A 22,948-nucleotide genomic window follows, 5' to 3' on the forward strand; every position below is an offset into this window, starting at 1 on the left:
TGTACATTCGGGCCAGTTTATTTATGGCTGATGTAACAGCCATCAGTTATTCAAAGGGATCAATACTTTCTCATCCGGTGATAACACCATGAATACCAGCAGTTTGGCCGGTTGGGTTGCACTGGCGTTTTTCGAGATCAAATGCTCGGAGCCCGCCGGTTCATACCAGTACTCGCCAGTCTTGTAGGTGATCGCCTTCTGGCCTTTGACCTGAGAGGTGATTTGCCCCGAGAGCACATACGCCATGGCCGTGCCGTCATGTTTATGGGCGATGGACGATTGGCCGGGTTTGTAGTCCACCTCAATCATCATGGCTTTTTTGCCAGGCACGTTTTGCAGCAGTTCATCCTGCAGCACGGTGACCTTTTCCGAAGGGTCGTGGGCGAAGGCCGAAGCGGAAACGGTCAGGGCCAGGGCGGCGAGTAAACTCAGAACTTTCATGGTTGATCACCTGGGGTGGTTAGTCGTCAGGGACCACAGTAAGCCGAGGGTCGAGGCAAGAAAACGGCCAATTTTCGGGAAGGTGAGGGGACCAATTGAAGTGGTCTGAGCACAAAGTTGGGTCGACAATACAGACGCCATCGCGAGCAAGCTCGCTCCCACATTTGATCGCATTCCACTGTAGGAACTCGATCATCTGTGGGAGCGGGCTTGCTCGCGAAGGCGTCGGAAGGTTTTACACGATCGGAAAGCTGTTGAAGTCGACGGAATTGGCCAATCGGCTGTCGATCAACCCAATAAACCCCTGCACTTCAGGGCAGTTGAAATGCGATTGCATGGCCGCTTCCGATTGCCAGCGGGCGCTGACGTTCCAGCGGTTGCTGTCCTCGGGGCAGCGGTCGACCATATAGGAATCACAGCCCGGAAGTTCGCGCAGGGTTTCGACAATCTTTTGCAGTTGCTTGCCCAGTTCTTCCGAGCGGCCGGCGGCGGCCTGCACCTGTACGGTGTTGATCACTTCGTTGGACATTACTCACACTCCTGAATCAGGCCGGACGAATCCTGCTCATTGAGGGATAACGCATTTGCAGAATAGGCCTGCACTGGGGGACCGCCAATAGCCAATCGCCGGATAAACTCCCACACCAATGTGTCAGGCGACCTGCTGCAAAATGTCCCTTAAACGGTCTAGCGCGGTGTCGATGTCCAGGGTTTCGATGGCGCCGAAACCCATGAGCAGCCCGGCGCGCGGCGCTTGCTGATAGAAAAAACCTTCAATGGAATAGAGCCCGACTTCGACTTTTCTGGCCAGTTCGATGACCAGCGCAGTGTCGATCGGCACTTTGCACAGCACCACCATGTGAAACCCGGCGACGGTCGGCACGGCCTCAAACCACGGTGAAAGATCACCGGTCATTCGCGTCAGGATCCGCTCGCGGCGCCCGGCGTAGATCGTGTGGCATCGACGGATGTGCTTGAGCAGGCAGCCTTCGGCAATGAACTTGGCCAGTGCCCATTGCGGCAGGGTCGAGGTGTGCAGGTCGGTAAGCTGCTTGGCGCGGATCACCGCTTCAAGGATCGCCGGCGGCAGGATCGTATAACCGAGCCGCAACTCCGGCAGCAGGGTTTTCGAGAACGTGCCAACGTAAGCAACCATGCCGCGCTCGTCCATGCTTTGCAGCGAATCGGTCGGTCGGCCTTCATAGCGGAATTCGCTGTCGTAATCGTCCTCGATGATGATCGCGCCCAGCTCATGCGCCCTTGCCAGCAGGGCGATCCGACGCGTCTGGCTCATCGGCATGCCCAGCGGGAACTGGTGCGACGGTGTGACGTAAATCAGTCGCGTGCCATCCGGGATCAACTCGACTTGAATCCCTTCGGCGTCCACCGGCACCCCGACCACTGTGGCGCCGTGGCTGCCGAACAGCAGACGCGCGGGTGGATAACCGGGGTCTTCCATCGCCACCAGGCTACCGGGTTGAATCAGCACTCGGGCAATCAGGTCCAGGGCCTGCTGCGCACCGTTGCACACCACCACGTCTTCGTCTTGGCAATTGACCCCGCGGGAAAACGCGATGTGCCGGGCAATCGCATTGCGCAGCGCCGGCAATCCTTCGGGCAGGCTGTAAAAGCCCTTGGCCCCGGCCATCTGCCGCAAGGCGTGAGAGGTGCAGCGCCGCCAATCGTCCTGAGGGAATTGGCCCTTGCTGGTGGCGCCACCGATAAAGTCGTAGCGCAGCGAACCTTCCAGTGTCGGGTGGCGCAGGAACACCGGCAAGTTTCGCCAGGACTCGATGACTTCGGCACTGGCCAGTTCCGAATGGTTCTGCTTGCGCTGGATTTTCGCCGGCCGCGCATTGACGTACGTGCCTTTGCCGGTCACCCCGGTGAGGAAGTTTTCGTAGGTCAGTTGCGAGTACGTGTCGGAAATGGTCTTGCGTGAAATCCCCAGCTGTTCCGCCAGCAAACGACTGGGCGGTAGTTGCGTGCCCGCTGCCAGGCGGCCGGTTTCGATGGCACTGCGCAGTTGTTGGTACAACTGGCCTGCCAGGTCTTTGCGGCCGTTGATCACAACATGAAGTTCCATACCGGCGGGGCTCCTGGGGCGGTGACGCGACTGTGGGTCGCGCCAGATTACCCCCATTGCGCCGTCGCATAGAAGTTGCGCAGGCGAAAAGCGCCGGATTGGTCTGCTGGCGGGTGGTCCATGGGTTTTTCGTTGAATTGGATCTGTAATGCCGATCTATCAGCGCCTAACGTGGAAACACCCATCTGCGCTCTGAGGTCCTTCCATGAATCCGCGTCTGGACTACTACAGCGCGTCGCCCAAAGCGATGAAAGCCATGATCGCCATGGAAGCGTTGACCGGCAACCTGAGCATCGAACCGGCCTTGCTGCACCTGATCAAAATCCGCGCCTCGCAACTCAACGGCTGTGCGTTCTGTACCGACATGCACTCGGTGGATGCCCGGCGTTTGGGGGAGACGGATCGGCGTCTGTATTCGGTCGTGGTCTGGCGCGACAGCAACTTCTTCAACCCTCGGGAACGGGCGGCGTTGGCCTGGACTGAAGCGGTGACGCTGCTCTCTGAAAGCCATGTGCCGGATGATGTTTACACCCAGGCGCGAGAGCAGTTCAGTGAAGGTGAACTGGTTGATTTGACCATTGCCGTGACCACCATCAATAGCTGGAATAGGCTGGCCGTCAGCTTCCGCCAAACCCCCAGTGACTAACGTAAACACTCCCCCTGTGGCGAGGGGATTTATCCCCGTTCGGCTGCGCAGCAGTCGCCAATCCAGCGGACTCGGTCTACCTGACAGATCAGCGTCGGATTGTTTTGGGGCTGCTTCGCAACCCAACGGGGATAAATCCCCTCGCCACAATGGTTGTTCAGTCAGTTGGATGTCGCGTTTTTTATCCCCCTTAGAAGCTGCCGCAGGCTGCGTGGAACCGCCGAGCCGTCAGCTTCCGCCAAACCCCAAGCGACTAACGCACACACTCCCCCTGTGGTGAGGGGGCTTGCCCCCGTTGGGTTGCGAAGCAGCCCCAAAAACATCCAACCGCGTTCCTTCATACACACCGCGAAAACCGGGATTACGACTGCTGCGCAGCCGAACGGGGGCAAGCCCCCTCGCCACAATGGATGTTCAGTCAGTTGGATGTCGCGTTTTTATCGCCCGTAGAAGCTGCCGCAGGCTGCGTAGAACCGCCGAGCCGTCAGCTTCCGCCAAACCCCAAGCGGCTGACGTACACACTCCCCCTGTGGCGAGGGGATTTATCCCCGTTCGGCTGCGCAGCAGTCGCCAATCCAGCGGACTCGGTCTACCTGACAGATCAGCGTCGGATTGTTTTGGGGCTGCTGCGCAACCCAACGGGGATAAATCCCCTCACCACAATGGATGTTCAGTCAGTTGGATGTCGCGTTTTTATCCCCCGTAGGAGCTGCCGCAGGCTGCGATCTTTCGATCTTGATATTCACTCAATTCGCCGGCCGTTGCGGTTTCACCGAGGTGCCGAAGGTGTTGCCCATCCGCGTACTGGTCGCCGCCGGTGTCGCCAAGCCAACCTGATTCGGCGGCCGCTTATTAACCGGCACATTCAGCGCCTCCTGATTCTTCTCCGCCGCCGCAGCGCCTTCCGGGTTGTTGCCCATCTGCTGGCTCAAACAGTCGTAATTCGGCGCCTTGTAGCCGCCGACCGTCACTTCCACACAGCCCAATGGCTGCTCGGCATAAGTGCTCGACAGCGCCATCAACAACAGCCCGCCAAGGCTCAATCGCCACAGTGTTTTCATGCTCGCCTCCTGGCCGGCCCGGAGAGGCCGCGCTATGGCTTGAGTCTAGTGCAAGCCTTGCGCAATTCCCGTGATGGTTTTTTGCACCGCCCGTCACACCAGATTCATAAACAGCCCTCAGGATGACGATTTCCAAGGATTCGTCAGCCGTGCAGCGAGGCATTTCCAGGGACGGTTTTCAGCGTTCAACGAGACTTGTACGCCGGATGTGTCTGGGGTGGCTGCTCGGCTGTGCGGCGGGCCACGCCATGGCCGACGCGGTGCCGGCGGACCTGCGGATGACGCTGCACATTCCGGCACAGGATCTGGCCCGCGCGCTGGATCAGTACAGCCACGCCACTGGCGTTGCGGTGCTGGTCGACAGCCAGTTGAGTCGCGGTCGTCGCTCGTTGGCGGTGGACGGTGAATACACCGCCGCCGATGCCCTGCGTCGATTGCTCGGCGGCAGTGGTTTGATGGCGCGTTATGCCCGTGACGACGCGTTCACGTTGCAAGTGGCGCAGGTCGAAGACGTACCAGCGCCGCCGCAAAAACAGACGCCCGAAAGCGTCGCCGTCAACCGCAGCTACGCCACGGCGGTGCAAGTGGCCATCGAACGCAACCTGTGCCGCTCGCCGCTGACCCGGCCCGGCAGCTATCGCGCGGTACTGCAAGTGTGGGTCGGTCGTGACGGGTTGGTGCAACACAACCGGTTGGTCACCTCGACCGGTGATGTACGGCGCGACAACGCGCTGGTGGAAAGCTTTCGCACGCTCAGAATCGACCGGCCGACGCCCAGTGCCTTGCGTCAGCCGGTCACGTTGCTGTTGTTACCGGAGTCGTCAGGAAAACGCATGGAATGCACCAAATGGGAAGGAGTTTCCGGGGGATGAAAGACACCGGACAAGGTTCGATGGTCCAACTGTTCCTGACGTCCTACGAGGACTTTCGGGTGCGCCTGCGCAGGCGTCTCGGTTCGGAAGATCTGGCCAACGACGTGCTGCACGAAACCTATCTGCGGGTCGACCGCATGGAGACGCCGCCGAACGTTCTGCGGCCCAATGCCTACCTCTATCGCATGGCCCTGAACATCGCCGCCGACCGGCGTCAGGCCGATGCGCGCCTGCTCACCGGCGAGGAAGTCGAGGAACTGCTGCAAATCGGTGACGAAGCCCTGGATCCGGCGCGGGTGGTCGGCGGGCAAAGGGAAGTTCAATCGTTGCTCAGCGCCTTGTACGAGCTACCGGCGCGGCGTCGCAAGATCTTCATTGCGGCGCGTCTGGAGGAGGCGCCGCACCTGGAGATTTCCCAGCGTTTCGGCATTTCCACGCGCATGGTCGAGAAGGAAATCAAAGCCGCATTGGGCTTCTGCGCCGCGAAACTGGAAAGAAAAGTGTTTCAGCGGTTCGGTCGCGGGGCCGGAAAACCGTCTTCTGAATAGTGCCCGATCAATTCGTTGAGAATCTGCGCGTTTGAACATCTTTCGACTGACACCTGCCGAGCCATCGGCGGCCGACAATCTGCACAGCGAAGCCCGCGACTGGCTGGTCCTGCTGACCTCCGGCCGCGCTACCGTGGCCGATGCCCGCGCCCTGCGCGATTGGTGCGCCCAGAGCGTCGAACATGCGCAGGCTTTCGAGCAGGCCAAGGTTTTGTGGCACAACTTGCAACCCGCTGCTGAAGGATTGCAGGCGCCTCGCGGGTTTGGTCGTCGTGCTTTTCTGGGTGGGGCGATTGCTGCGTCGGCGGCGTTTTTGCTGGTACGTGGGACGATCCCCGGTGGGTTCGAAGGGCTGGGCGCGGATTACATCACTGAAGTCGGCCAGCAGCGTCGCTTCGAGCCGGCGCAGGGCGTGAGCCTGGAGCTGAACACTCAGACGCGGATCAATCAGCGTGCAGTGTCTGACGGTGTGCAGGGCTTTGAACTGGTCAGTGGTGAAGTTGAAGTGCAGACCGCGCGGTTGCCGTTGGCGATGCAGGCTGGGGGAGGGTGGTTGCGGGCCAGTCAGGCGCGTTTCAACTTGCGTAATACCGATCAGCAAGTTTGTGTGACCTGTCTTGATGGCGCGGTGGAAGTCGACGTAGAAGGCCGAAGCCTGCGCCTTGAACCGGGGCAGCAAGTGACCTATGACATGCGGCAGGTTGGTAGTGTGCAGAGTGTCGACACGGCGGCGGTGATGAACTGGCGGCAGCAGGTGTTGGTATTCAACGGCGCTACGCTGAGCCAGATGATCGATGAGATCAACCGGTATCGGCCGGGGATGTTGCTGTTGCTTAATCGTGAGCTTGGGCAGCGGCGGGTGCAGGCGCGTTTCAGCCTTGACCAACTTGCTGGCGTTGCATTGCTGATTCGGGATGCCTATGGCGTCAAATGCACCGAGTTGCCGGGTGGCGTCGTTGTTTTGAGCTAGTGGGTTTGACTGGGTGCATATCCGTTGCTGCGGTAACGGCTGCTTAGGGTTCCGCCCTGACGGCGGGTCACCTTTTCCAAACGCCGAAAAGGTAACCCAAAAGGCTTTGCTCCTACGTGCGGCCCGCTCGCTGGGGCTCGGGGTTCCTTCGCTACGGGATCCATCCGGGCGCATCGCCTACGGTTTGCTTCGCTGCACCTCCTCTCGATGCATTTGGCTGCGCCAAACGGTCGCTGCGCTCCCACCCCCGGATGAATCCCTCCACTCAGCCTTCCGACGTCGCCCGTGGATCAAGATCAAGAGCTGTAGCCGAGCTAACGCTCATCCTTTGAGTGGGGCGGCATTCGCCGCGTGTTTCATATAGATCAAAACTGTGGGAGCTGGCCTGCCAGCGATGGCGGCCTACGAGCCGACCGGTCTCTTGCTGGTGTACCCGATCCAACTGTAGGAGCGAGCCTGCTCGCGAAGACGGCCTCACAGCCAACCAATCCCCACCGGTTGTACCCAATCTCTGTGGGAGCCTGGCTTGCCAGCGATGACGTCCTTCCAGACAACCAATCTCTAGCAGACTGCACACGATCCCATTGTAGGAGCGAGCCTGCTCGCGAAGGCGCCCTCACAGCCAACCAATCTCCACCGGTTGTACCCAATCCCTGTGGGAGCCTGGCTTGCCAGCGATGACGGCCTGCCAGACAACCAATCTCTAGCAGACTGCATACGATCCCATTGTAGGAGTGAGCCTGCTCGCGATGACGGCCTCACAACCAACCAATCCCCAACTGCCTGCCCCCAATCCCTGTGGGAGCTGGCTTGCCAGCGATGACGTTCCAGCCAACCAATCTCTAGCAGACTGCATACGATCCCATTGTAGGAGTGAGCCTGCTCGCGAAGGCGCCCTCACAGCCAACCAATCTCCACCGGTTGTACCCAATCCCTGTGGGAGCCTGGCTTGCCAGCGATGACGGCCTGCCAGACAACCAATCTCTAGCAGACTGCATACGATCCCATTGTAGGAGTGAGCCTGCTCGCGATGACGCCCTCACAGCCAACCAATCCCCAACTGCCTGCCCGCAATCCCTGTGGGAGCTGGCTTGCCAGCGATAGCGGCCTGCCAGCCACCCCATCTCTCTTGGGGGCTATCGTCATTCAGCGCGATGGACGCAGCCGTCGATAATCTGATCAGGAAGACAGGTTAGCTCGAAACATATCTACCAGCTCTCGAAGACCTGGCGGCATTTGTCGACGTCCGGGGTAGTAAATATAAAATGCGGGTTCGATGGGAGCCCAGTCCGGGAGCACAATTTGTAGCTCTCCGCGAGCGAGGTAAGCACTGACACGTTCTTCGAGGCAGTAAGTGATGCCTCGATCTGCCAGTGCCATCTCAATTCCGAAAGTGGTTTCGTTCACGCATAGCTGTCCAGGAACATCGATGGCCTGATGGTCGCCATCCTTTGCAAAATCCCACCGGTAGATGACACCGTTACCCGTTCGAATCTGGATGCAGTTGTGGTTCTTCAAGTCCTCGGGAATCACGATGCGAGCATTAGCGTTCAGGTATCTAGGGGAGGCCACCGCTACCCATCGCAGCTCTTCGCTGAGTCGCACGGCAATGTAGTCTTCGGGAATCGTGTTGCCGAAACGGATGCCGGCGTCGAAGCCTGCTGAAACGATATCCACCATCCTGTCGTCAACTGCGACTTCTACTGAGACCTCAGGGTAGGCCTCCAGGAATGGGGGAAGAAACTTCGTGAACAGTAGGCGTGCGCCGTCAGCCAAGGCGTTGAGCCGAAGTCTGCCGGAAGGTCTGTCTCTGTGTCGATCCAGCGCTGCCAGAGCGCCGCTTATCTCGGTAAAACCCACGGTCAATCGCTTTGCAAGCGCGGCTCCTGCGTCGGTTGGAGACACCGTCCTGCTCGTCCGGTTCAGCAGCCGAACGCCGAGTCGACTTTCCAGATTGCGGATGGCATGGCTCAGCGCTGAGGTCGTGATACCGAGTTCGACCGCCGCATGGGTAAAGCTACGCATTCTTTCAACGGCGAGAAAGGAATTCAGATCGGCGAGGTCTGCACGAGAAAGCCGTGCGGTAGGCAGTACAGGCATGACGTGTCCATGGTTGAGCTAAATTCAATGGCTGATGCAATCTCGCTAATCAATTGCGCGATTCATCTCGGTTACTATTAATTTCACTCAACGATCGCTACGTCAACCCAAAAGGTGGTGTCTGTACTGTGTTCCATATCTACCTGACCGTTGCTTACCTCTACGTTCTTTGGCGCTTCATTGTCCCGCTACCTATCGGTCGTGGTTGGCGCGCGCTGTTGGCGGTAGGGCTGCTCATTATTTCGAAGTACCACCTTATTCTCATCGCAGTTTACGGAACGATGTTTTCCCCTGAGGTGCCTCGCGCAGTGGTCTTGATTGCAGGCTGGCTGTTCTGTGCGTTTGTACTGGTGATGGTGCTGACGCTGGTCACCGATCTGATCTGTGCAGCCCTTGCGATCAGGCGCACGGTGGTTATGAAAGAGGTGTTTGGTGGACGACTTCGTTCCGCAATCGCCGTAGCAGCGCTGCTGCTTTCAGCCGTGGGTGTTTATCAAGCAGTGCAGGTGCCTGGCGTTCGTCGCGTTGAAGTAACGGTGGAACACCTGCCTCGATCTCTGGATGGCTTACGGATCGTCCAGTTAACTGACTTGCACATCAGCCGCCTGTTCCAGGCTGATTGGGTTGAGGGAGTCGTGTCGCGCGCCAATGCACTGAATGCCGATGCCATTCTGATCACCGGTGATCTCATAGACGGCACCGTCGAGGCTCGCAAGAACGACGTCGCACCGCTGAGCAAGCTCACTGCTCCACTGGGTGTAATTGCCATTCCTGGCAACCACGAATACTACTTCGACGCTGACCAATGGATCGCGGAGTTCAAGCGTTTGGGGATGCAGGTTCTGGTGAATGAGCACGTCATCCTGCGTAAAGGCGCAGACCCGTTAATCGTCGCAGGCGTGACCGACGAGGCTGCACCAGCTTATGGCCATAAAGGCCCGGACTTGGCTGAAGCCCTCGCCGGCGCTCCAAAAGATGTGCCCACGATTCTTCTAAAACATCGCCCCCAAGGTGCAGCGGATTCGGCGGCTGCTGGCGTCGGTTTGCAACTGTCCGGCCACACCCATGGGGGCATGATCACCGGCTTGGACCTGGTAGCTGGATATGCCAATCAGGGGTTTATCTCCGGCCATTATGACGTCGGCAAGATGAGGCTGTACGTCAGCAATGGCACTGCCTTGTGGAACGGCTTTCCAATCCGCCTCGGTGTGCCCGCCGAAATTACAGAGATTGTCCTGCGGGCCAGTCCGACGCTTAACGAACATCCAGTCAGGAGAACATTCTTGTGAATCATCCAGCCATTCGTAACGGTGCCGTTGCCGTCATTACCGGGGCTGCAGTTGGCATTGGTCACGCCATTGCGCGGCGGGTTGCCAGCGAGGGAATGAACGTCGTGCTTTTTGATCGCGATGCGTCTGCATTGGACGTTGCGATCAAGACATTACGCAACGAATTTCCTGACGTGAAGCTGCTGGCTATCAAGGGCGATGTCACGTCCGAAAGCGATCTTCACCAGCTCTACGAAAGGTCATGTGAATTCGGTGAAGTATCCCTATTGGTGAACAACGCAGCCATCAACACGGGGGCGGGGCCATGGGAAGATCTGGCCAATTGGCGAACGTTGATGGAAATCAATTTCTGGAGTGTGTTGACGCTACAGCAGCTTTTCGTAGACACGATGTTGTCCCAGAGCGGCGCAGCCGCCATCGTCAACCTTGGCTCCAAGGAAGGCATCACAACTCGTCCTGGAAACGCGGCGTACTCGCTTTCAAAAGCCGCGGTCAAAGTCCTTACCGAGCAGTTAGCTCATGAGCTACGCGAGAGGGTCGGTGTCCGTGTAACAGCTCACCTTCTGATACCTGGATACACGTTCACACCTATGAATTTCCCAGGTATGACCCGTGATACGCAAAAGCCGGACAGTCCATGGACAGCCGATCAAGTCGCAGATCGCATGATCGAGAAAATGGCTGAGGGCGACTTCTATATTTTCTGCGAAGACAACGAAGCCAGCTGGGAACTGGATCAGCGCCGCATGCAGTGGGCAGCAGATGACATGATCCAGAACCGTCCGGCGCTTTCTCGCTGGCACGAAGATTACGCAGATGAATTCATCGACTACATCGCGGATATCGCCCACAAGTAGGCCGGGCACTACGACTCGGTAAGCCCACTCCTGGCACCTCATCCAGACAGGTGCCATTGCGTTGCATTTTTAAAGCGTGCCTTCGGTATCGCTTCATCGGAGGCATTGTTCATGACCAGTCAATCCAGTATCGATACGAGCACTTCACAATCCCGGCCGGCCATTGACGTCCCACACGGCATAGGCACGGCCATCACCATACTTGGCCTGGGCGGCCTATTCATCGGTACCGGTGAATTTGCGTCCATGAGTTTGCTTCCCGGTCTGGCGTCGAGCACGCACGTTTCCATACCGGTTGCAGGCGGTTACATCACGGCCTACGCCCTTGGCGTTGTGGTCGGCGCACCGCTCATTGCAATCCTCGCCGCACGCTGGCCTCGTAAGGCTCTATTGATCGCGCTACTTGCGCTTTTTTCGATTGGATATGGGGCAAGCGCCGTCGCCTGGAATCACGCAACTTTGCTAGGTGCACGTTTCCTGGCCGGTCTGCCGCATGGCGCTTACTACGGTGTCGCCTGCCTGGTCGCCGCGACCATGGTCGCTGAAAATCGAAAAGCCCAAGCTGCCGGCTATGTTATGGCGGGATTGGCGGCGGCCAATGTCGTAGGTGTTCCAGCTGCCACGTGGATCGGCCAGCTCTTCGGATGGCGGGGCGCGTTTGCGCTGCTCGCCGCTGGAGGAGCCATTGCCATCTTTCTGTTTTGGATATTTATCCCGACCATCCCCCGCGACGAGTCTGCGAGTCCGAAATCCGAACTCAGTGGTCTCAAAAAGCCTCAGCTTTGGCTAACGCTGGCCACAGCCTCAATTGGTTTCGGCGGGATGTTTTCGGTGTATAGCTATATCACCCCGACACTGACTGAAGTGACTGGTTTTACATCCGGTCAGGTGCCAATGGTCTTGGCGGTCTGGGGCATAGGCATGATTGTTGGCAACATCGTTGGCGGATGGCTGGCTGACCGCGCACTGGTACCTGCAATCTTCTACATCATGATCTGGAACGCGGTGTTCCTGGCGGGCTTTTCTGTTTTCGCATCCTCCGGGATCGGCACTCTGGCTGTACTGTTTTTAATCGGATGCGGCTTCGCACTGGTACCTGCACTCCAGGTACGTCTGATGAATGTTGCCGGTGAGGCTCAAACACTCGCAGCGGCCCTCAACCACAGTGCATTCAACATATCCAACGCGGTCGGTGCCTCGCTTGGTGGGCTCGCCATTGCAGGCGGACTCGGCTGGGCATCAACAGGCTGGGTTGGCGCAGGGCTGGCCGTTCTCGGCATCATGTTTTTCGCTGTTTCGATTGGTGTTGAAAAGCGTTCCATGTCGACCAGCGCGGCAACATCGTAAACGTGAAGGTCGAACCTTATGCGGTGACTCCATTGCGTCGAGCCATCCTCCGAATAGGAGATTGATTCAAGGTAAAGCCACAGATGACCATTCACCTAACTGACGCACGGCGAGTGGTTTACCAGCGATGGTGGCCTGACAGTCGAGCAATTTTTCCGGATGAGCACAGATCTCGTTGAAGTTGCCGTAGGGGGAACGAGTCAATTAAGTGGCCCAATCACCTGCCGATACTTCTCCACCCCCTGCGCCGTCCCCCGACTCAACCGAATCTCCAACCCCAACGGATCCTCCCGCCGATTACCACTCAACTGCCGCCACCCCTTGTCCACCTCCCAAACCCGCACCTGCACATCACTCACATCCTTCAAAACCGCCACTCCACCCGTCGGCGCCGGCAACGGATACCGACTACGCGCCGCCGCCACCGCCCGATACAACGTGTCGCCCTTGACCCACCACCGCACCCGCTGCAACGCCCCCGGCTGATCCGCCGCCGTGCGAATAATGTCCAGCCGAAATCCCTGACTATCGCTACTACGCACAGTAAGGGCGGGCGGGGCAGTGGGCGGCTCATCATCCACCCCAACCTTCTTCGGCTCAGTCAACTCAACCCCCGCCCGCATCTCCACATCCCGCTGCAACTGATTCAACGCCCGCAACAAACTGTCACTCTGCTCACTGCTCGCCTGCAAATGACTGTCCGCCCGCGTCACACTGTCCAGCCCGCGCCACGCAATCAAACTGACCACCGCCATCAACAGAATCGCGACCATCACCTCAATCAGCGTAAACCCCTGCTGGCGCTTCATTGCAGACTGATCCGGCCCGCGCCATCGCGCAGCACACTCAACCGATTCAACCCATCCGACAACGTCAATTGCAGCGGCGGATTGATCCACTCAGCGTTCAGCACAACCCCCTGCTTCGGCTCCACCCGCACCTCCATTTTCGGACTCTGCCAGGCACGCGGCCGCAACTGCGGATCCTCAGCGAAATGATCAAACCCCTTGCCACTGTCACTGCGCCGACTAAACCGAAACCCCTTGGCATCACTCACCCACACAATCGGCCGGCCATCCGCGCGCGCCTCCGCCTGCGCGACCTGCAGCAACTGCGCCACACGCTCGGCATCCTTGCGCAGCAACTGCAACGGATCCGGCTTGATACTCAGGCTGATCGCCGCACTGGCGATGCCGATGATCACCAGCACCACCATCAGCTCGATCAGCGTAAAACCCTCTTGCCTGTTCATCGCGCGCGCGCTCCTTTGCGTCCTGCGCCATCGTGCACGGCCAACATGTAAGGCGTGTGAAATAAAACGGAGAGAATTGCCGCGTAGGCTGACAGCAGGGATAAAAAGGAGATTCAACCCATGAGATTCACCGCACGCGTTTCCCCACCCCAAATGGTCCAGGCCCTCGCGCTGCTCGCAGCGCTGGTCGGCGTGGCGACATGGTCGTCGCTGCTGCTGACCTCCGCCGAATCACACACCCCGGCAGCGGCCCCGCAATTGCTGGCGGCGCGCAGTGATAGCCGGGCGTTGCAATGGTTTTCCAATCAAACGGCGCCGATGGACATCAAGGTGAGCGGGGTGATGGCGGGGAGTCGGGGGGCGGTGGCGATACTGAGTTTGAACGATGGGCCACCGAGGAGTTTTTGCAGGGGGAGAAGGTGGGGCCTGGGGTGAAGTTGGTGGCGGTGGAGGGGGATGGGGTGGTGATTGAGCAGGGGGGAGAGGGTGAGGTTGGGGGTGGAGAAGTTGGGTGAGGGAGTGGTTTTACCGAAGCTGATGAGCCGCTAATTTTTATGGTTGAAGTTACCGTGTTTTGACGTTCTAGCTGAGATGAAAATGAGTTTCATCGGGATACAACGTAAATTGCTGCTAAGAGAAGCTTAATAGGTAGTATGAATCTCCGAGTTTTTATTCGCCCCTAGTCATCGCTGCATGTTGATTAAGTAATAGGGGCGATATCGGCAACTGGTTATCGTTATGAAAATAATAATGTTTATTTAATGTCTATGTATTTTCTTATTTCAAACTGAACAAGATCATCTTGTAGCTTGACGTAGTCCGAGAACTCCTTGTTGTATCTGACCTCGCCTAGCTCACTTACTGAAATGTTCTCCGTCTGCTTGTCGCGCTCCAGTTTGTTTATCAATGAGCCGCTGATGCCCATTTTTACAAAGTCAGTGTTTGATTTTTTAATCGTTCCGTATATATGTAGGTTGTATTCGTTTTCCGTAAGAAGTCGTAGGTCATAGAGCGCTTTTACGTACTCATTCAATTTGTAAGAAACAAAGTCACTTTCTATCTTGATTTTTACAAGAGCTAAATTCACCAGCTCTTTATCCGTTTTTTTTGATAGGTTTATATACAAGTTGCTTCCGTATATGCCGTCAGCAGTATTTTTGGCTAGCTCACCATAGGAGTTTCCAATGAAAAATTCTTTTCCACTGTCGGTGAATTTAATGCTATGAAAGTACGCCAAGGTATCCGATAGGTGATCTTTGAGGTTTAAACGGTGCAAATTTCTAGTGAAGAGTTTGTAGAAGTCTCTAGCTTTTGGGCGCTGAAGGCGAAGAAAAGATATGTCCGAAACTTGATTTTCGAGGCCTTTGATAAAATACAAAAATACTTTATCGATCACGTCGGATGTAGCCCATTCGTCAGTTGCGATTATCGTATGGAGACGCTTTTCGAGTGAGCTAAACACTGAGTCAGGATTATAATACGCGGACGAAATGCCTGACTCCATTAGCGTGTGCTTTACCTTACTAGACTCGACGCCCTCACTATATATCAGAAAGTCCTCTTTGTTTCGTAGGTATTCCAGTTGGCCTACTTTTCGCTCTAGTGCTTCTAAATGCTCTAAATTATCAAGGTCAGGATTTTCGCGCGCTGCACCTAAATCATTAATGGCTTGATCTAAGTCGAAATTAATCAGTAGAGGGTTTTCGATTTTGTCCTTAAATACTCCGTTTTTTAGAAGTCTAATTTTATTTTCCATTTTCCCCCCTTTTCGATTGAATTCGTCAGAGTTAACGAAATGAATAGGAGGAAGTAGTTTCGAAAGGCTTTTTCTGCGGTCGTCGAAAACTTCGTTGAGTCTGTTTACTCTGCCAATCAGATTTGTTAGCGATTTTCCATCCAGATCGTGTGTGTTTAGAATAAAAAGACTATCGATAGGTAAGTTTACTCCCTCAAGAATTACCGAGTTCGCAACTAAGTATGTTAGCTCTGTCGTTAACGAGAATTTGTGTTCTAGATACTCTTTTATCAGGTCTGGTAGCTTTCCATGCAAGTAAATCAATCCCTTCTTTATATGTTCTACGCAATAGAAGTCGCTATGGACGTTGTTTGATATGGTCTGCGATAATTCGTTTAGAGAGTTTGAGTCAGTGTACGATAGTTCTTTGTTGAGGAGCATGGACAGTTCTTCAACTTTTTTTGGTGCTCTAAGGTATAGAAAGTTTTTCTCTTTTTTGTTTTTTATAATATAGTTGGTGAAATTCGATTCGTGGCCGAATGGATAAAACTCATTCATGAATCTGTTGTAGGTGAACTGTTCTCCATTTGATCTCAGTTCATATATCTCCGGTTCTTTAATGTTGCTCGCTATTCGGCGTTCGAAGATGTTTTGGTTTTCGTGTGTCTTAAGGTTTTCAGCTTCAGATATCAGCGGTGATAAATAGTAGTTTTTGGATTCAGGATTTCTGAGTCTATTTCTGCGTATCAACCTTGTGAGCAGAATGCTTCGTCCATCCATCTCGAACAGGTTATGGGCTTCATCAATTACTAGCAGTTCAAAAGAGACGTCTCTGTTTTTTAAAAGTCTTAGCGCGCGCTCTTGTGTAAATATGGATATGAAATCACCAGTTCCATCATACATTTCATCGTGAAATATAATGTGGCGTGAAGGAAAGTGGGCTTTGATTAGTTTGTAGGTTTGAATTAAAAGTGATTTGGTAGGTACTATAATTGCGGTTGTCTTTGGGTTGTTTGATCTGATTATATCTATAATTAGTGTGCTTTTCCCAAACGAGGTTGGTGCTATGTAGCAATTTTCTTTGCTTTCGCTGTGGGTTATTTGTTCGCGATATTTTTTTTGTTCATAGGTTTCAGTGATGCTTTTATTTAGAAACTTTTCAAGCTGGTATTCTAATGTGAAGTTTGTGGTGGTAAGGTTGTCTGTTAGTTTGTTTTTTGAAATGTATTGTGCTACAGGATAAAATCCGAAGTTCGAGCTTGCATCTAGTAATGGTTGGTAGTAGTTGTTATTGATTGCGCATTTTAAGGTTATGTAGTACGCGATTTCAAAGTATGTGGATTTTCTTTTGTCTCCACTGTACTCATTAAAAAAAACAATCGCGCAGCTCAAAATGAACTCAAGCTCTCGATCATTAAGTTTAATGTTCAAGGAGGTTTTTCTCATGATTTCTGAGAATAATTTATTATTTTTGAGCCAAGTCAGACTAATTGTCATGTTACTTCTCCAGGTATTCGATAAAGCTATTTAGGCTGGATTTAGTCAAGCACATAGCTTTTGTCGTTTTCCCGTCAAATTCTAATACGAAAGTGTTGTCATTTAGGATTTCAGAACTTGATGTTGAATCCCATGCTCCACTTAAAAATATCGTAGAGCATGTGATTATGTTGAATTCGTTTATTTTGTTAAATGTTCCTTTATCGAACATGTCTTGCAGGATTTTAATTTTCTTTCGTATTGATGTTTCTGTTCCTACATCTATGTGTGAAGCATGATTGTATGCATTTTTCCAGGGGTTGTTTTTTCCTTTTTCACTTTTCCCTGCAACGTATTTTTCTAAATCAGAATAAGCATGCTTAAGCTTATCTTTGTGGCTGATCTTTTTAGTGGTAATTGATCCGGATTTGCTTTCAAGTAAATAAGTTTCTGAATTTTTTGAGAAAAACCCGTCAAACCCTTTTTTTATTGAGCCTTCTTCTAAGTTGAAGAAAAGGAATTCCTGTCTGTAACCTGCTGATCTTAGATACAGGTGCGCAAATAGTTCCGCTGTTGCCCCCATACGTGTTCTTTCGTCTTTGTCTGCGAGAAATTTCCGCAGTCTTAATTTGACCAGGTCTAACTCACTGTCGGAGTTTCCTTCGCATATCGATACTAGGAAGTCATCAAGGTATTTGCTTGTCTGAACAGTTAGTGACTCTATGTTGATGACGTGTAGTTCATGCGATGGTGATATTAGCTTTATTTCAACTGGAAGCATTTTTATAGCCCAGACTTGTTAGCTATGTAATATAGGACACTTTGCCACGCCCGCGCTCCGACAAATCTGTAGATCTGTTTGGTACTGGCAGGCGAATTTAGACGGAGAAAGTGCCGGTCGTAATTGATCCGCTGGCCCAACTTTCGATTGGGTTGCTTCGACGAAAATTTAGATTGGCGTTTATGCCCTAGCTGCCTGAGCAGGGCAATGAAAAAAGCGATCGGAAAAAGCCGATCTAGCTTGTCCCAAATCTGGGGAGTGGTTGGGGTGAAGTCCATTTCTTAACCTTTCAGAAATCCTCGGGCCCCCGCATTGTAGCGAAAATCCAAGTGGTGGCACGATAATATTGCGCACCTCTCCGAGAGGGGCTTCATAGTGATTGGACGCAGGTGATGCCGCGACGAATGCCCCAACCAGCTGAAAGGAGAAGAGTTTATTTCATGGTGCAATTCGGCCCAATGTACCGCTCAAGCCCATCTGCTTCCGGTGCGGAGCTGGAGAGTAATGAAGGTTTTAATCAGCGTGACTCCTGCCGTACTGGCGATGCTCCACGTCTGCTACTACGGAGCCCTTGAGGATGGTGATATCGCGACGATTGTCTTCATCAAGAAGCACCCGACGTTTCAGATGAAGTTCTACAACATGCACGTCAATGATGGATAGATCAGGAAGGTAGAGCGCCTGACGGCGGAGGAGCGGGGGTGGATTACTGCTGGTACCGGTTAGGCATCGTTACAGAGCGCTCAGGATGACGTCGATATGTGCTGGAAGAAATAGCACTATTTATATGGCTGTGACTGTCAGTTACGACTGGTAATCTCGGCCATTTTCTTTTATCTGTTGGGGCGAGGGGGCGGATCTGTCGTGGGATCCGAGACGCGATGAGAGTCCCGATAAACGTCAATGTTTAAAAAGACATTTCCAGTCACTCTCCCAGGCTACAGCGCCTTGCGCCTTTGCCTACAACTACGCCAGAATCCGCCGGCTTGTGCGCCTTGGAGGCGGGTTCTATTGTGGTGCGGTCGCTGGTGAATCAGCGATCGGGTTTAGCGACTCGACTTATAAATAGGTGCATCAGCGTTCCATGCTTTGTCGCAGATTCAACTGCTGCGACTCCGCTATGGTGGCTGTATGCGGGAGACCCTTGGGTCTGCCGGGTGCCTATAACCGGTTCGCTAACCTGCGTACAGCCGCCACCTTTCTGTTTAGCGACAGTTATGGCGGCTCCACTCTAATAGGAGCTTCACCATGATCAAACCAACACCTAATCCACCCGACGACTTATCCACATCCCCCTACGAATCCCTCGATTCCAGAAAACTCCACGAAGCCGCCGAACGCGCCCTCGACCATTACCTTTGTCCGCCCGGGTCCACGCCGCCCCCACGTAGAATCCGCGGGATGTATGCCGTGACGGCGGATAACAAAAACGAAGAATTGCTGATTGATGCCAGTGAGACACTTGCTTCGGCCCAAATCATCGCGCAGAACGTCGCCAGCCTGTTGCCGGCGTCGCAGCGTCGGGCGTTGTTGGGGATTGCGCAGTTGATAATGCTCGGGGAGTTGGCGGTGAATCGGGCGCTGGATAATCTGCAATTGGCGGATTGATGCGGGTGTCGGGATCACCCAGTGATTGATTGGGTGTCCGTTCTGACGCCTTCGCGAGCAGGCTCACTCCTACAGGGTTTTGTGGTGGTCACGGGTATCGTGTTCGGCGCTGAAACCTGTGGGAGCGGGCCGGTTACTGTCCTGCGCCGTTTTCATTTGGTTATTGAGGCGAATCGGGACATTCGTGGGTCCATCGCGTAAGCCTCATGTCATTGAATTGCTCACCTATCGTATCGACGCGTAGGCAAGTTCCTTTCTTCGAGTAGTACAAGATGCAGCGCGAGCTATCGAACGAGCAGCTATCCAGTTCGAAGAACTTTCGTGCAGCCAGCTCCTTCTCCACACCACTGTATTCATAGCCGTCGCTGGTATGCATCCGCGTCGGCTTCCAGCCTTGTTTGACTAGCTTGGATTTGGCCGCAGCCAAACGCTCACCGACGACGATGCCTGCTGGCCCGCGCTTGTCGTTTGGCGCCTGTGAGCCATCGGCAAACGTTGCGCTGATACCCATGCAATAAAGTGCGACAGATAAAAGGATCGAAGCCTTCATTGACAGTTTCTCCAGCCGGTTTGTAGCGCCAAAAATTCCCGATACTCAAACATTGGGGACGAATCTATTTTCTACCCCACCCAGTACCGCCATAAAACATTGATGATTTGAGCGCGGCGTCTGCAAGTCAGAAAACCGGATTTTCCCTACACCGAACACCGATCCATCCTGCATTCAAACCTGAGTCCGTTCGCCAAAGTCCTCCGTTTTCGGAACGGGACACGGATGTGACGAGACTCATCCCACAAAGCGAGGTCCATGGCCAGCGAGATCAGATCCTTGATACCTACCAAGCCATGGAACATTTCCGACAGGCATTGAATCGCCCTGACGACTTGCCCGGGTTCGATGACTTGTTAAACGCCCTGGGCCTGCATCGTAACAACTACATGCAGGGCGCGAATGAGCGAAAACTCATCGATGCTGTGCGTAGCGGTGAGTGGGCACTGGTGAAGCCGCGCATGGCTACAGACAACGGCGGCGCCTCCTGGAATGCCTTCAACCCAAAACCCGAGCCACCTCCTGCACAACACTTGGTGGAGGAACACGCCTACACCTTGCCGCAACCGGCTGAATCAGGTTTCCACATCGTTCAGAAACCCATGACCCTCGAAGCGCTTGAGCGGGAGTTGTACGAAATCAGGCCCGGCGACGCATTGCGTCGCGAATTCCGCTCTCTCAATCGACATCTCGGTGAGCAGGTCAAACCTGGCCAAATGGTCCTGTTCAGCGACTCTCGCAACTACATGTGCCGGCGCGAAGAAGCACAGATGATGGCCGCCGCAGAGAAGGTGAACGAGGCGTTGAAAGACCTTTCGGATGAAGAAGCTTCGTTCATGGTTGAGCATCATGAGGTCATTGAGCCGTTTCTGGAGGTGTCGGCAGGCACATTGGGCGTTGCGTCATTCATGATCGGGCAGCATCTGGAAGGATTGAAAAATACCCTCAAAGAGTTGGAGAAACTGCATCAGCAGCAATACACCCAACATCGTCATCTACATTCCCCAGAGTTCTTTGCCAAACGCAAACGACTGATGGCGAAACTGGATGCCAGCCTTGGGCCGCTGGTACGCAAAGGCACGGGTTTGCCAGATCATCCAAAACTCAAACGTGCACTGGGATTGTCCAGCCGCAGAATTGTTCACCGATGGGGCAAAGCAGGCGCACCGGCACAACTGCCCGGATATGCAACCAACATTTCGGGCGTTGCCAGAGCAGCGAAGTTCATGAAGGGAGGTGGTTATCTCGGCATAGGTTTGCAACTGGGCGCATCCAGCTCAAAAATCTACGAGGTCTGCGCGTCCGACCGCGAGGCGGAATGCAGGCAAGTGAGGTTTGTAGAGGGAGGGAAAATGGTCGGCGGTACCGCTGGAGCTCTTGCTGGTGGATATATCGGAGGGAAAGTAGGTTTGGCGGTATGCGCGAAATTGAAAGGAATGGGAAAACTCATGTGTGTGCTTGTGGTCGGTGCGGCAGGGTCCGTGGAGACAGGAACTCAGATGACTGAAGGTGGTGAGTATTTAGGACAAAAAATCTACGAGTATTCCGAATGATAGAAGTCGACGGCACTGTATATGCCTGGGCTTGGGGAGCGCTGATCCTATTAGGCGTGATCAACTGCGCAATGATTTTCTACGCCGTTTATACAAAACTCGATGCTCTTGAAAAACACTTTGATGAGTGGCTGTACCTATCCATGGACTGTGGTTCATCAGGGGGAAGTTTTTACTCGAGAACTCAGCGGATGACCGCTGTCAGCCGGTTGATTACGTCCAAGAGTATCCAGCGGCAGGAGCCCTTACTGATCGACGCCGTTGAACGCCTTCCCAGAGGACTCAGGTTCTGGGCGACGTGTCCGTTTCATGTCGGCTATTTCGTGTGTGGCGGGACGTCACTGCTTTGGCTGTATGGGAAATACAGAGGTTTTTTGTAATGGGGCAAAAAGAAAATCAGTCCTTTGGTGAGGTCGTTTACGAAGACTCTCCCCATGACTGAAATCAAACTTCTGTTCGCCGCCACTGGCATTGCGTTACTGGTGCTGATCATCTCCAACGTTCTGGTGATGATCTATGTCGGGTATTTCAAGCTTTCCGAAATTGAGTCGCACCTTGAAAATTGCTATCTGCTCCACAACTGCGCGCAGAAGGGACTTTCCGGTTTTTGGGCGTGCAGGTACAGGCTCACTCTGATCACTGCTTTGCTTCGTAAACGTCCTTCGCGCCTGTTGCTGGATAATCCGAGCGCCCTCGAAGATGTCCAGAGCCTTCCGCTGAAATTGCGGCGGTGGGTCGAAATTCCATATCGATTGAATGCATTTTCTCTGCTGGGAATTCTGGCTTTGTATGGTTGGGCGGAATCTTTAGGACTGTTCGAGTAAGCACCATGAGAAACCGGCCTTCTATCAAGTGCTATCGCGAGTCGCCAAGGTGCCGTGGATACAGAAAAAAGATATTTGATGATGGTGAGTTTTCAGGACAAGAATTCCATGAGTATTTCGAATAATGGAAATCACCAGCACAGTATTTGCCTGGGCATGTGGCGCGCAGATCGTGATGGGCGTGATCAACTGCGCGATGATTTTCTACGCCGTTTATACAAAACTCGATGCTCTGGAAAAACACTTTGATGAGTGGCTGTACCTATCCATGGACTGTGGTTCATCAGGGGGAAGTTTTTACTCGAGAACTCAGCGGATGACCGCTGTCAGCCGGTTGATTACGTCCAAGAGTATCCAGCGGCAGGAGCCCTTACTGATCGACGCCGTTGAACGCCTTCCCAGAGGACTCAAGTTCTGGGCGACGAGTCCATTTCATGTCGGCTATTTCGTGTGCGGCGGGACGTCACTGCTTTGGCTGTATGGGAAATACGGAGGTTTTTTGTAATGGGGCAGAAAGAAAATCAGTCCTTCGGTGAGGTCGTTTACGAAGACTCTCCCCATGACTGAAATCAAACTTCTGTTCGCCGCCACTGGCATTGCGTTACTGGTGCTGATCATCTCCAACGTTCTGGTGATGATCTATGTCGGGTATTTCAAGCTTTCCGAAATTGAGTCGCACCTTGAAAATTGCTATCTGCTCCACAACTGCGCGCAGAAGGGACTTTCCGGTTTTTGGGCGCGCAGGTACAGGCTCACTCTGATCACTGCTTTGCTTCGTAAACGTCCTTCGCGCCTGTTGCTGGATAATCCGAGCGCCCTCGAGGATGTCCGGAGCATTCCGCTGAATTTGCGGCGGTGGGTCGAAATTCCATATCGATTGAATGCATTTTCTCTGCTGGGAATTCTGGTTTTGTATGGATGGGCGGAATATTTAGGACTGTTCGAGTAAGCA

General features: G+C 54.1%; 23 protein-coding genes and 2 pseudogenes. 15 read left to right on the top strand and 10 right to left on the bottom strand.

All coding sequences use genetic code 11. From position 1 onward, the window contains the following. Positions 1–42 precede the first annotated feature (42 nt). From JFT87_RS17130 to pdxR, 3 genes are all read right to left on the bottom strand, one after another. Positions 43–441, bottom strand: coding sequence for a cupin domain-containing protein (locus JFT87_RS17130; protein ID WP_201203057.1), 399 nt, complete (start codon positions 439–441; stop codon positions 43–45). A gap of 235 nt (positions 442–676) precedes the next feature. Further along, positions 677–970: a putative quinol monooxygenase gene (locus tag JFT87_RS17135; RefSeq protein ID WP_201203058.1), complete on the bottom strand. Its 294-nt coding sequence runs from the start codon at positions 968–970 to the stop codon at positions 677–679. A gap of 123 nt (positions 971–1,093) precedes the next feature. Further along, positions 1,094–2,527 (bottom strand): MocR-like pyridoxine biosynthesis transcription factor PdxR, encoded by a 1,434-nt coding sequence (gene pdxR / locus JFT87_RS17140; protein WP_201203060.1) that lies wholly within the window; start codon positions 2,525–2,527, stop codon positions 1,094–1,096. Positions 2,528–2,732: 205 nt separating this feature from the next. On the opposite strand from pdxR, the gene JFT87_RS17145 reads away from it, so the two are divergent. Then, positions 2,733–3,173: a carboxymuconolactone decarboxylase family protein gene (locus JFT87_RS17145; protein WP_201203067.1), complete on the top strand. Its 441-nt coding sequence runs from the start codon at positions 2,733–2,735 to the stop codon at positions 3,171–3,173. Between the two features lie 746 nt (positions 3,174–3,919). Here JFT87_RS17145 and JFT87_RS17150 read toward each other — a convergent pair. After that, the gene (locus JFT87_RS17150; RefSeq protein WP_201203069.1) at positions 3,920–4,234 is read right to left on the bottom strand and encodes a hypothetical protein; all 315 of its coding nucleotides are present in this window, start codon (positions 4,232–4,234) and stop codon (positions 3,920–3,922) included. Positions 4,235–4,440: 206 nt separating this feature from the next. On the opposite strand from JFT87_RS17150, the gene JFT87_RS17155 reads away from it, so the two are divergent. Genes JFT87_RS17155 through JFT87_RS17165 form a run of 3 tightly spaced genes read left to right on the top strand, consistent with a single transcriptional unit; the run spans position 4,441 to position 6,624 of the window. Further along, positions 4,441–5,106: an STN domain-containing protein gene (locus tag JFT87_RS17155; protein ID WP_201203070.1), complete on the top strand. Its 666-nt coding sequence runs from the start codon at positions 4,441–4,443 to the stop codon at positions 5,104–5,106. Beyond that, a complete protein-coding gene (locus JFT87_RS17160; protein WP_201203071.1) occupies positions 5,103–5,654 on the top strand; it encodes an RNA polymerase sigma factor in 552 nt (183 codons plus the stop codon). Before JFT87_RS17155 ends, JFT87_RS17160 begins: the two co-directional genes overlap by 4 nt. A gap of 31 nt (positions 5,655–5,685) precedes the next feature. Then, complete coding sequence (locus tag JFT87_RS17165; protein WP_201203072.1) at positions 5,686–6,624, top strand: FecR family protein; 939 nt, start codon at positions 5,686–5,688, stop codon at positions 6,622–6,624. Between the two features lie 1,179 nt (positions 6,625–7,803). On the opposite strand, the gene JFT87_RS17170 is transcribed toward JFT87_RS17165, so the two are convergent. After that, positions 7,804–8,724 carry a LysR family transcriptional regulator gene (locus JFT87_RS17170; protein ID WP_201203073.1) on the bottom strand — a complete coding sequence of 307 codons (921 nt, stop codon included), beginning with the start codon at positions 8,722–8,724 and terminating at the stop codon, positions 7,804–7,806. Positions 8,725–8,852: 128 nt separating this feature from the next. Here JFT87_RS17170 and JFT87_RS17175 point away from each other — a divergent pair, with 128 nt between their 5' ends. The 3 genes from JFT87_RS17175 (at position 8,853) to JFT87_RS17185 (ending at position 12,217) form a co-directional block, all read left to right on the top strand. Continuing rightward, positions 8,853–10,013, top strand: a complete 1,161-nt coding sequence (locus JFT87_RS17175; RefSeq protein WP_201203074.1) for a metallophosphoesterase — start codon at positions 8,853–8,855, stop codon at positions 10,011–10,013. Further along, the gene (locus JFT87_RS17180; RefSeq protein WP_201203076.1) at positions 10,010–10,870 is read left to right on the top strand and encodes an SDR family NAD(P)-dependent oxidoreductase; all 861 of its coding nucleotides are present in this window, start codon (positions 10,010–10,012) and stop codon (positions 10,868–10,870) included. Before JFT87_RS17175 ends, JFT87_RS17180 begins: the two co-directional genes overlap by 4 nt. Positions 10,871–10,981: 111 nt before the next feature. Then, positions 10,982–12,217, top strand: coding sequence for an MFS transporter (locus tag JFT87_RS17185; RefSeq protein ID WP_201203079.1), 1,236 nt, complete (start codon positions 10,982–10,984; stop codon positions 12,215–12,217). 200 nt (positions 12,218–12,417) lie between these two features. Here JFT87_RS17185 and JFT87_RS17190 read toward each other — a convergent pair whose 3' ends face one another. Together JFT87_RS17190 and JFT87_RS17195 are read right to left on the bottom strand one after the other, a co-directional pair. Further along, positions 12,418–13,026: a prepilin-type N-terminal cleavage/methylation domain-containing protein gene (locus JFT87_RS17190; protein WP_201203080.1), complete on the bottom strand. Its 609-nt coding sequence runs from the start codon at positions 13,024–13,026 to the stop codon at positions 12,418–12,420. Further along, positions 13,023–13,469 carry a GspH/FimT family pseudopilin gene (locus JFT87_RS17195; RefSeq protein WP_201203081.1) on the bottom strand — a complete coding sequence of 149 codons (447 nt, stop codon included), beginning with the start codon at positions 13,467–13,469 and terminating at the stop codon, positions 13,023–13,025. Before JFT87_RS17195 ends, JFT87_RS17190 begins: the two co-directional genes overlap by 4 nt. 120 nt (positions 13,470–13,589) lie before the next feature. Here JFT87_RS17195 and JFT87_RS17200 point away from each other — a divergent pair. Next, positions 13,590–14,018 (top strand): annotated as a pseudogene (locus JFT87_RS17200) (type II secretion system protein N). Between the two features lie 205 nt (positions 14,019–14,223). Here the strand turns inward: JFT87_RS17200 and JFT87_RS17205 are convergent. Both JFT87_RS17205 and JFT87_RS17210 read right to left on the bottom strand, forming a co-directional pair. Then, positions 14,224–16,635, bottom strand: coding sequence for a DEAD/DEAH box helicase (locus tag JFT87_RS17205; RefSeq protein ID WP_242487268.1), 2,412 nt, complete (start codon positions 16,633–16,635; stop codon positions 14,224–14,226). Positions 16,636–16,702: 67 nt separating this feature from the next. Beyond that, positions 16,703–17,461, bottom strand: a complete 759-nt coding sequence (locus JFT87_RS17210) for a hypothetical protein (RefSeq protein WP_201203088.1) — start codon at positions 17,459–17,461, stop codon at positions 16,703–16,705. Positions 17,462–17,965: 504 nt separating this feature from the next. Here JFT87_RS17210 and JFT87_RS28865 point away from each other — a divergent pair. After that, positions 17,966–18,238, top strand: a pseudogene (locus JFT87_RS28865) (hypothetical protein). A gap of 471 nt (positions 18,239–18,709) precedes the next feature. After that, positions 18,710–19,069 carry a DUF6124 family protein gene (locus JFT87_RS17220; protein ID WP_201203090.1) on the top strand — a complete coding sequence of 120 codons (360 nt, stop codon included), beginning with the start codon at positions 18,710–18,712 and terminating at the stop codon, positions 19,067–19,069. A 160-nt stretch (positions 19,070–19,229) separates the two neighbouring features. On the opposite strand, the gene JFT87_RS17225 is transcribed toward JFT87_RS17220, so the two are convergent. Next, a complete protein-coding gene (locus JFT87_RS17225; RefSeq protein WP_201203092.1) occupies positions 19,230–19,619 on the bottom strand; it encodes a hypothetical protein in 390 nt (129 codons plus the stop codon). Between the two features lie 227 nt (positions 19,620–19,846). On the opposite strand from JFT87_RS17225, the gene JFT87_RS17230 reads away from it, so the two are divergent. From JFT87_RS17230 to JFT87_RS17250, 5 genes are all read left to right on the top strand, one after another. Then, the gene (locus JFT87_RS17230; protein ID WP_201203094.1) at positions 19,847–21,172 is read left to right on the top strand and encodes a hypothetical protein; all 1,326 of its coding nucleotides are present in this window, start codon (positions 19,847–19,849) and stop codon (positions 21,170–21,172) included. Continuing rightward, positions 21,169–21,552 carry a hypothetical protein gene (locus JFT87_RS17235; protein ID WP_201203096.1) on the top strand — a complete coding sequence of 128 codons (384 nt, stop codon included), beginning with the start codon at positions 21,169–21,171 and terminating at the stop codon, positions 21,550–21,552. Before JFT87_RS17230 ends, JFT87_RS17235 begins: the two co-directional genes overlap by 4 nt. A gap of 54 nt (positions 21,553–21,606) precedes the next feature. Then, positions 21,607–21,996, top strand: coding sequence for a hypothetical protein (locus JFT87_RS17240; protein ID WP_201203098.1), 390 nt, complete (start codon positions 21,607–21,609; stop codon positions 21,994–21,996). 124 nt (positions 21,997–22,120) lie between these two features. Beyond that, a complete protein-coding gene (locus JFT87_RS17245) occupies positions 22,121–22,501 on the top strand; it encodes a hypothetical protein (protein ID WP_201203099.1) in 381 nt (126 codons plus the stop codon). Positions 22,502–22,555: 54 nt separating this feature from the next. Further along, positions 22,556–22,945 (top strand): hypothetical protein, encoded by a 390-nt coding sequence (locus tag JFT87_RS17250; RefSeq protein ID WP_201203101.1) that lies wholly within the window; start codon positions 22,556–22,558, stop codon positions 22,943–22,945. Positions 22,946–22,948 lie beyond the last annotated feature (3 nt).

Origin of the sequence: Pseudomonas sp. TH15 (genome assembly GCF_016651105.1) — a bacterium.
GTDB lineage: Bacteria > Pseudomonadota > Gammaproteobacteria > Pseudomonadales > Pseudomonadaceae > Aquipseudomonas.

What these genes read in the sequence shown, in the direction of transcription:
- JFT87_RS17130 (WP_201203057.1), bottom strand. Translation starts at nt 441, where the DNA reads ATGAAAGTTCTGAGTTTACTCGCCGCCCTGGCCCTGACCGTTTCCGCT.
- JFT87_RS17135 (WP_201203058.1), bottom strand. Translation starts at nt 970, where the DNA reads ATGTCCAACGAAGTGATCAACACCGTACAGGTGCAGGCCGCCGCCGGC.
- pdxR (WP_201203060.1), bottom strand. Translation starts at nt 2,527, where the DNA reads ATGGAACTTCATGTTGTGATCAACGGCCGCAAAGACCTGGCAGGCCAG.
- JFT87_RS17145 (WP_201203067.1), top strand. Translation starts at nt 2,733, where the DNA reads ATGAATCCGCGTCTGGACTACTACAGCGCGTCGCCCAAAGCGATGAAA.
- JFT87_RS17150 (WP_201203069.1), bottom strand. Translation starts at nt 4,234, where the DNA reads ATGAAAACACTGTGGCGATTGAGCCTTGGCGGGCTGTTGTTGATGGCG.
- JFT87_RS17155 (WP_201203070.1), top strand. Translation starts at nt 4,441, where the DNA reads ATGTGTCTGGGGTGGCTGCTCGGCTGTGCGGCGGGCCACGCCATGGCC.
- JFT87_RS17160 (WP_201203071.1), top strand. Translation starts at nt 5,103, where the DNA reads ATGAAAGACACCGGACAAGGTTCGATGGTCCAACTGTTCCTGACGTCC.
- JFT87_RS17170 (WP_201203073.1), bottom strand. Translation starts at nt 8,724, where the DNA reads ATGCCTGTACTGCCTACCGCACGGCTTTCTCGTGCAGACCTCGCCGAT.
- JFT87_RS17185 (WP_201203079.1), top strand. Translation starts at nt 10,982, where the DNA reads ATGACCAGTCAATCCAGTATCGATACGAGCACTTCACAATCCCGGCCG.
- JFT87_RS17190 (WP_201203080.1), bottom strand. Translation starts at nt 13,026, where the DNA reads ATGAAGCGCCAGCAGGGGTTTACGCTGATTGAGGTGATGGTCGCGATT.
- JFT87_RS17195 (WP_201203081.1), bottom strand. Translation starts at nt 13,469, where the DNA reads ATGAACAGGCAAGAGGGTTTTACGCTGATCGAGCTGATGGTGGTGCTG.
- JFT87_RS17210 (WP_201203088.1), bottom strand. Translation starts at nt 17,461, where the DNA reads ATGCTTCCAGTTGAAATAAAGCTAATATCACCATCGCATGAACTACAC.
- JFT87_RS17220 (WP_201203090.1), top strand. Translation starts at nt 18,710, where the DNA reads ATGATCAAACCAACACCTAATCCACCCGACGACTTATCCACATCCCCC.
- JFT87_RS17225 (WP_201203092.1), bottom strand. Translation starts at nt 19,619, where the DNA reads ATGAAGGCTTCGATCCTTTTATCTGTCGCACTTTATTGCATGGGTATC.
- JFT87_RS17235 (WP_201203096.1), top strand. Translation starts at nt 21,169, where the DNA reads ATGATAGAAGTCGACGGCACTGTATATGCCTGGGCTTGGGGAGCGCTG.
- JFT87_RS17240 (WP_201203098.1), top strand. Translation starts at nt 21,607, where the DNA reads ATGACTGAAATCAAACTTCTGTTCGCCGCCACTGGCATTGCGTTACTG.
- JFT87_RS17245 (WP_201203099.1), top strand. Translation starts at nt 22,121, where the DNA reads ATGGAAATCACCAGCACAGTATTTGCCTGGGCATGTGGCGCGCAGATC.
- JFT87_RS17250 (WP_201203101.1), top strand. Translation starts at nt 22,556, where the DNA reads ATGACTGAAATCAAACTTCTGTTCGCCGCCACTGGCATTGCGTTACTG.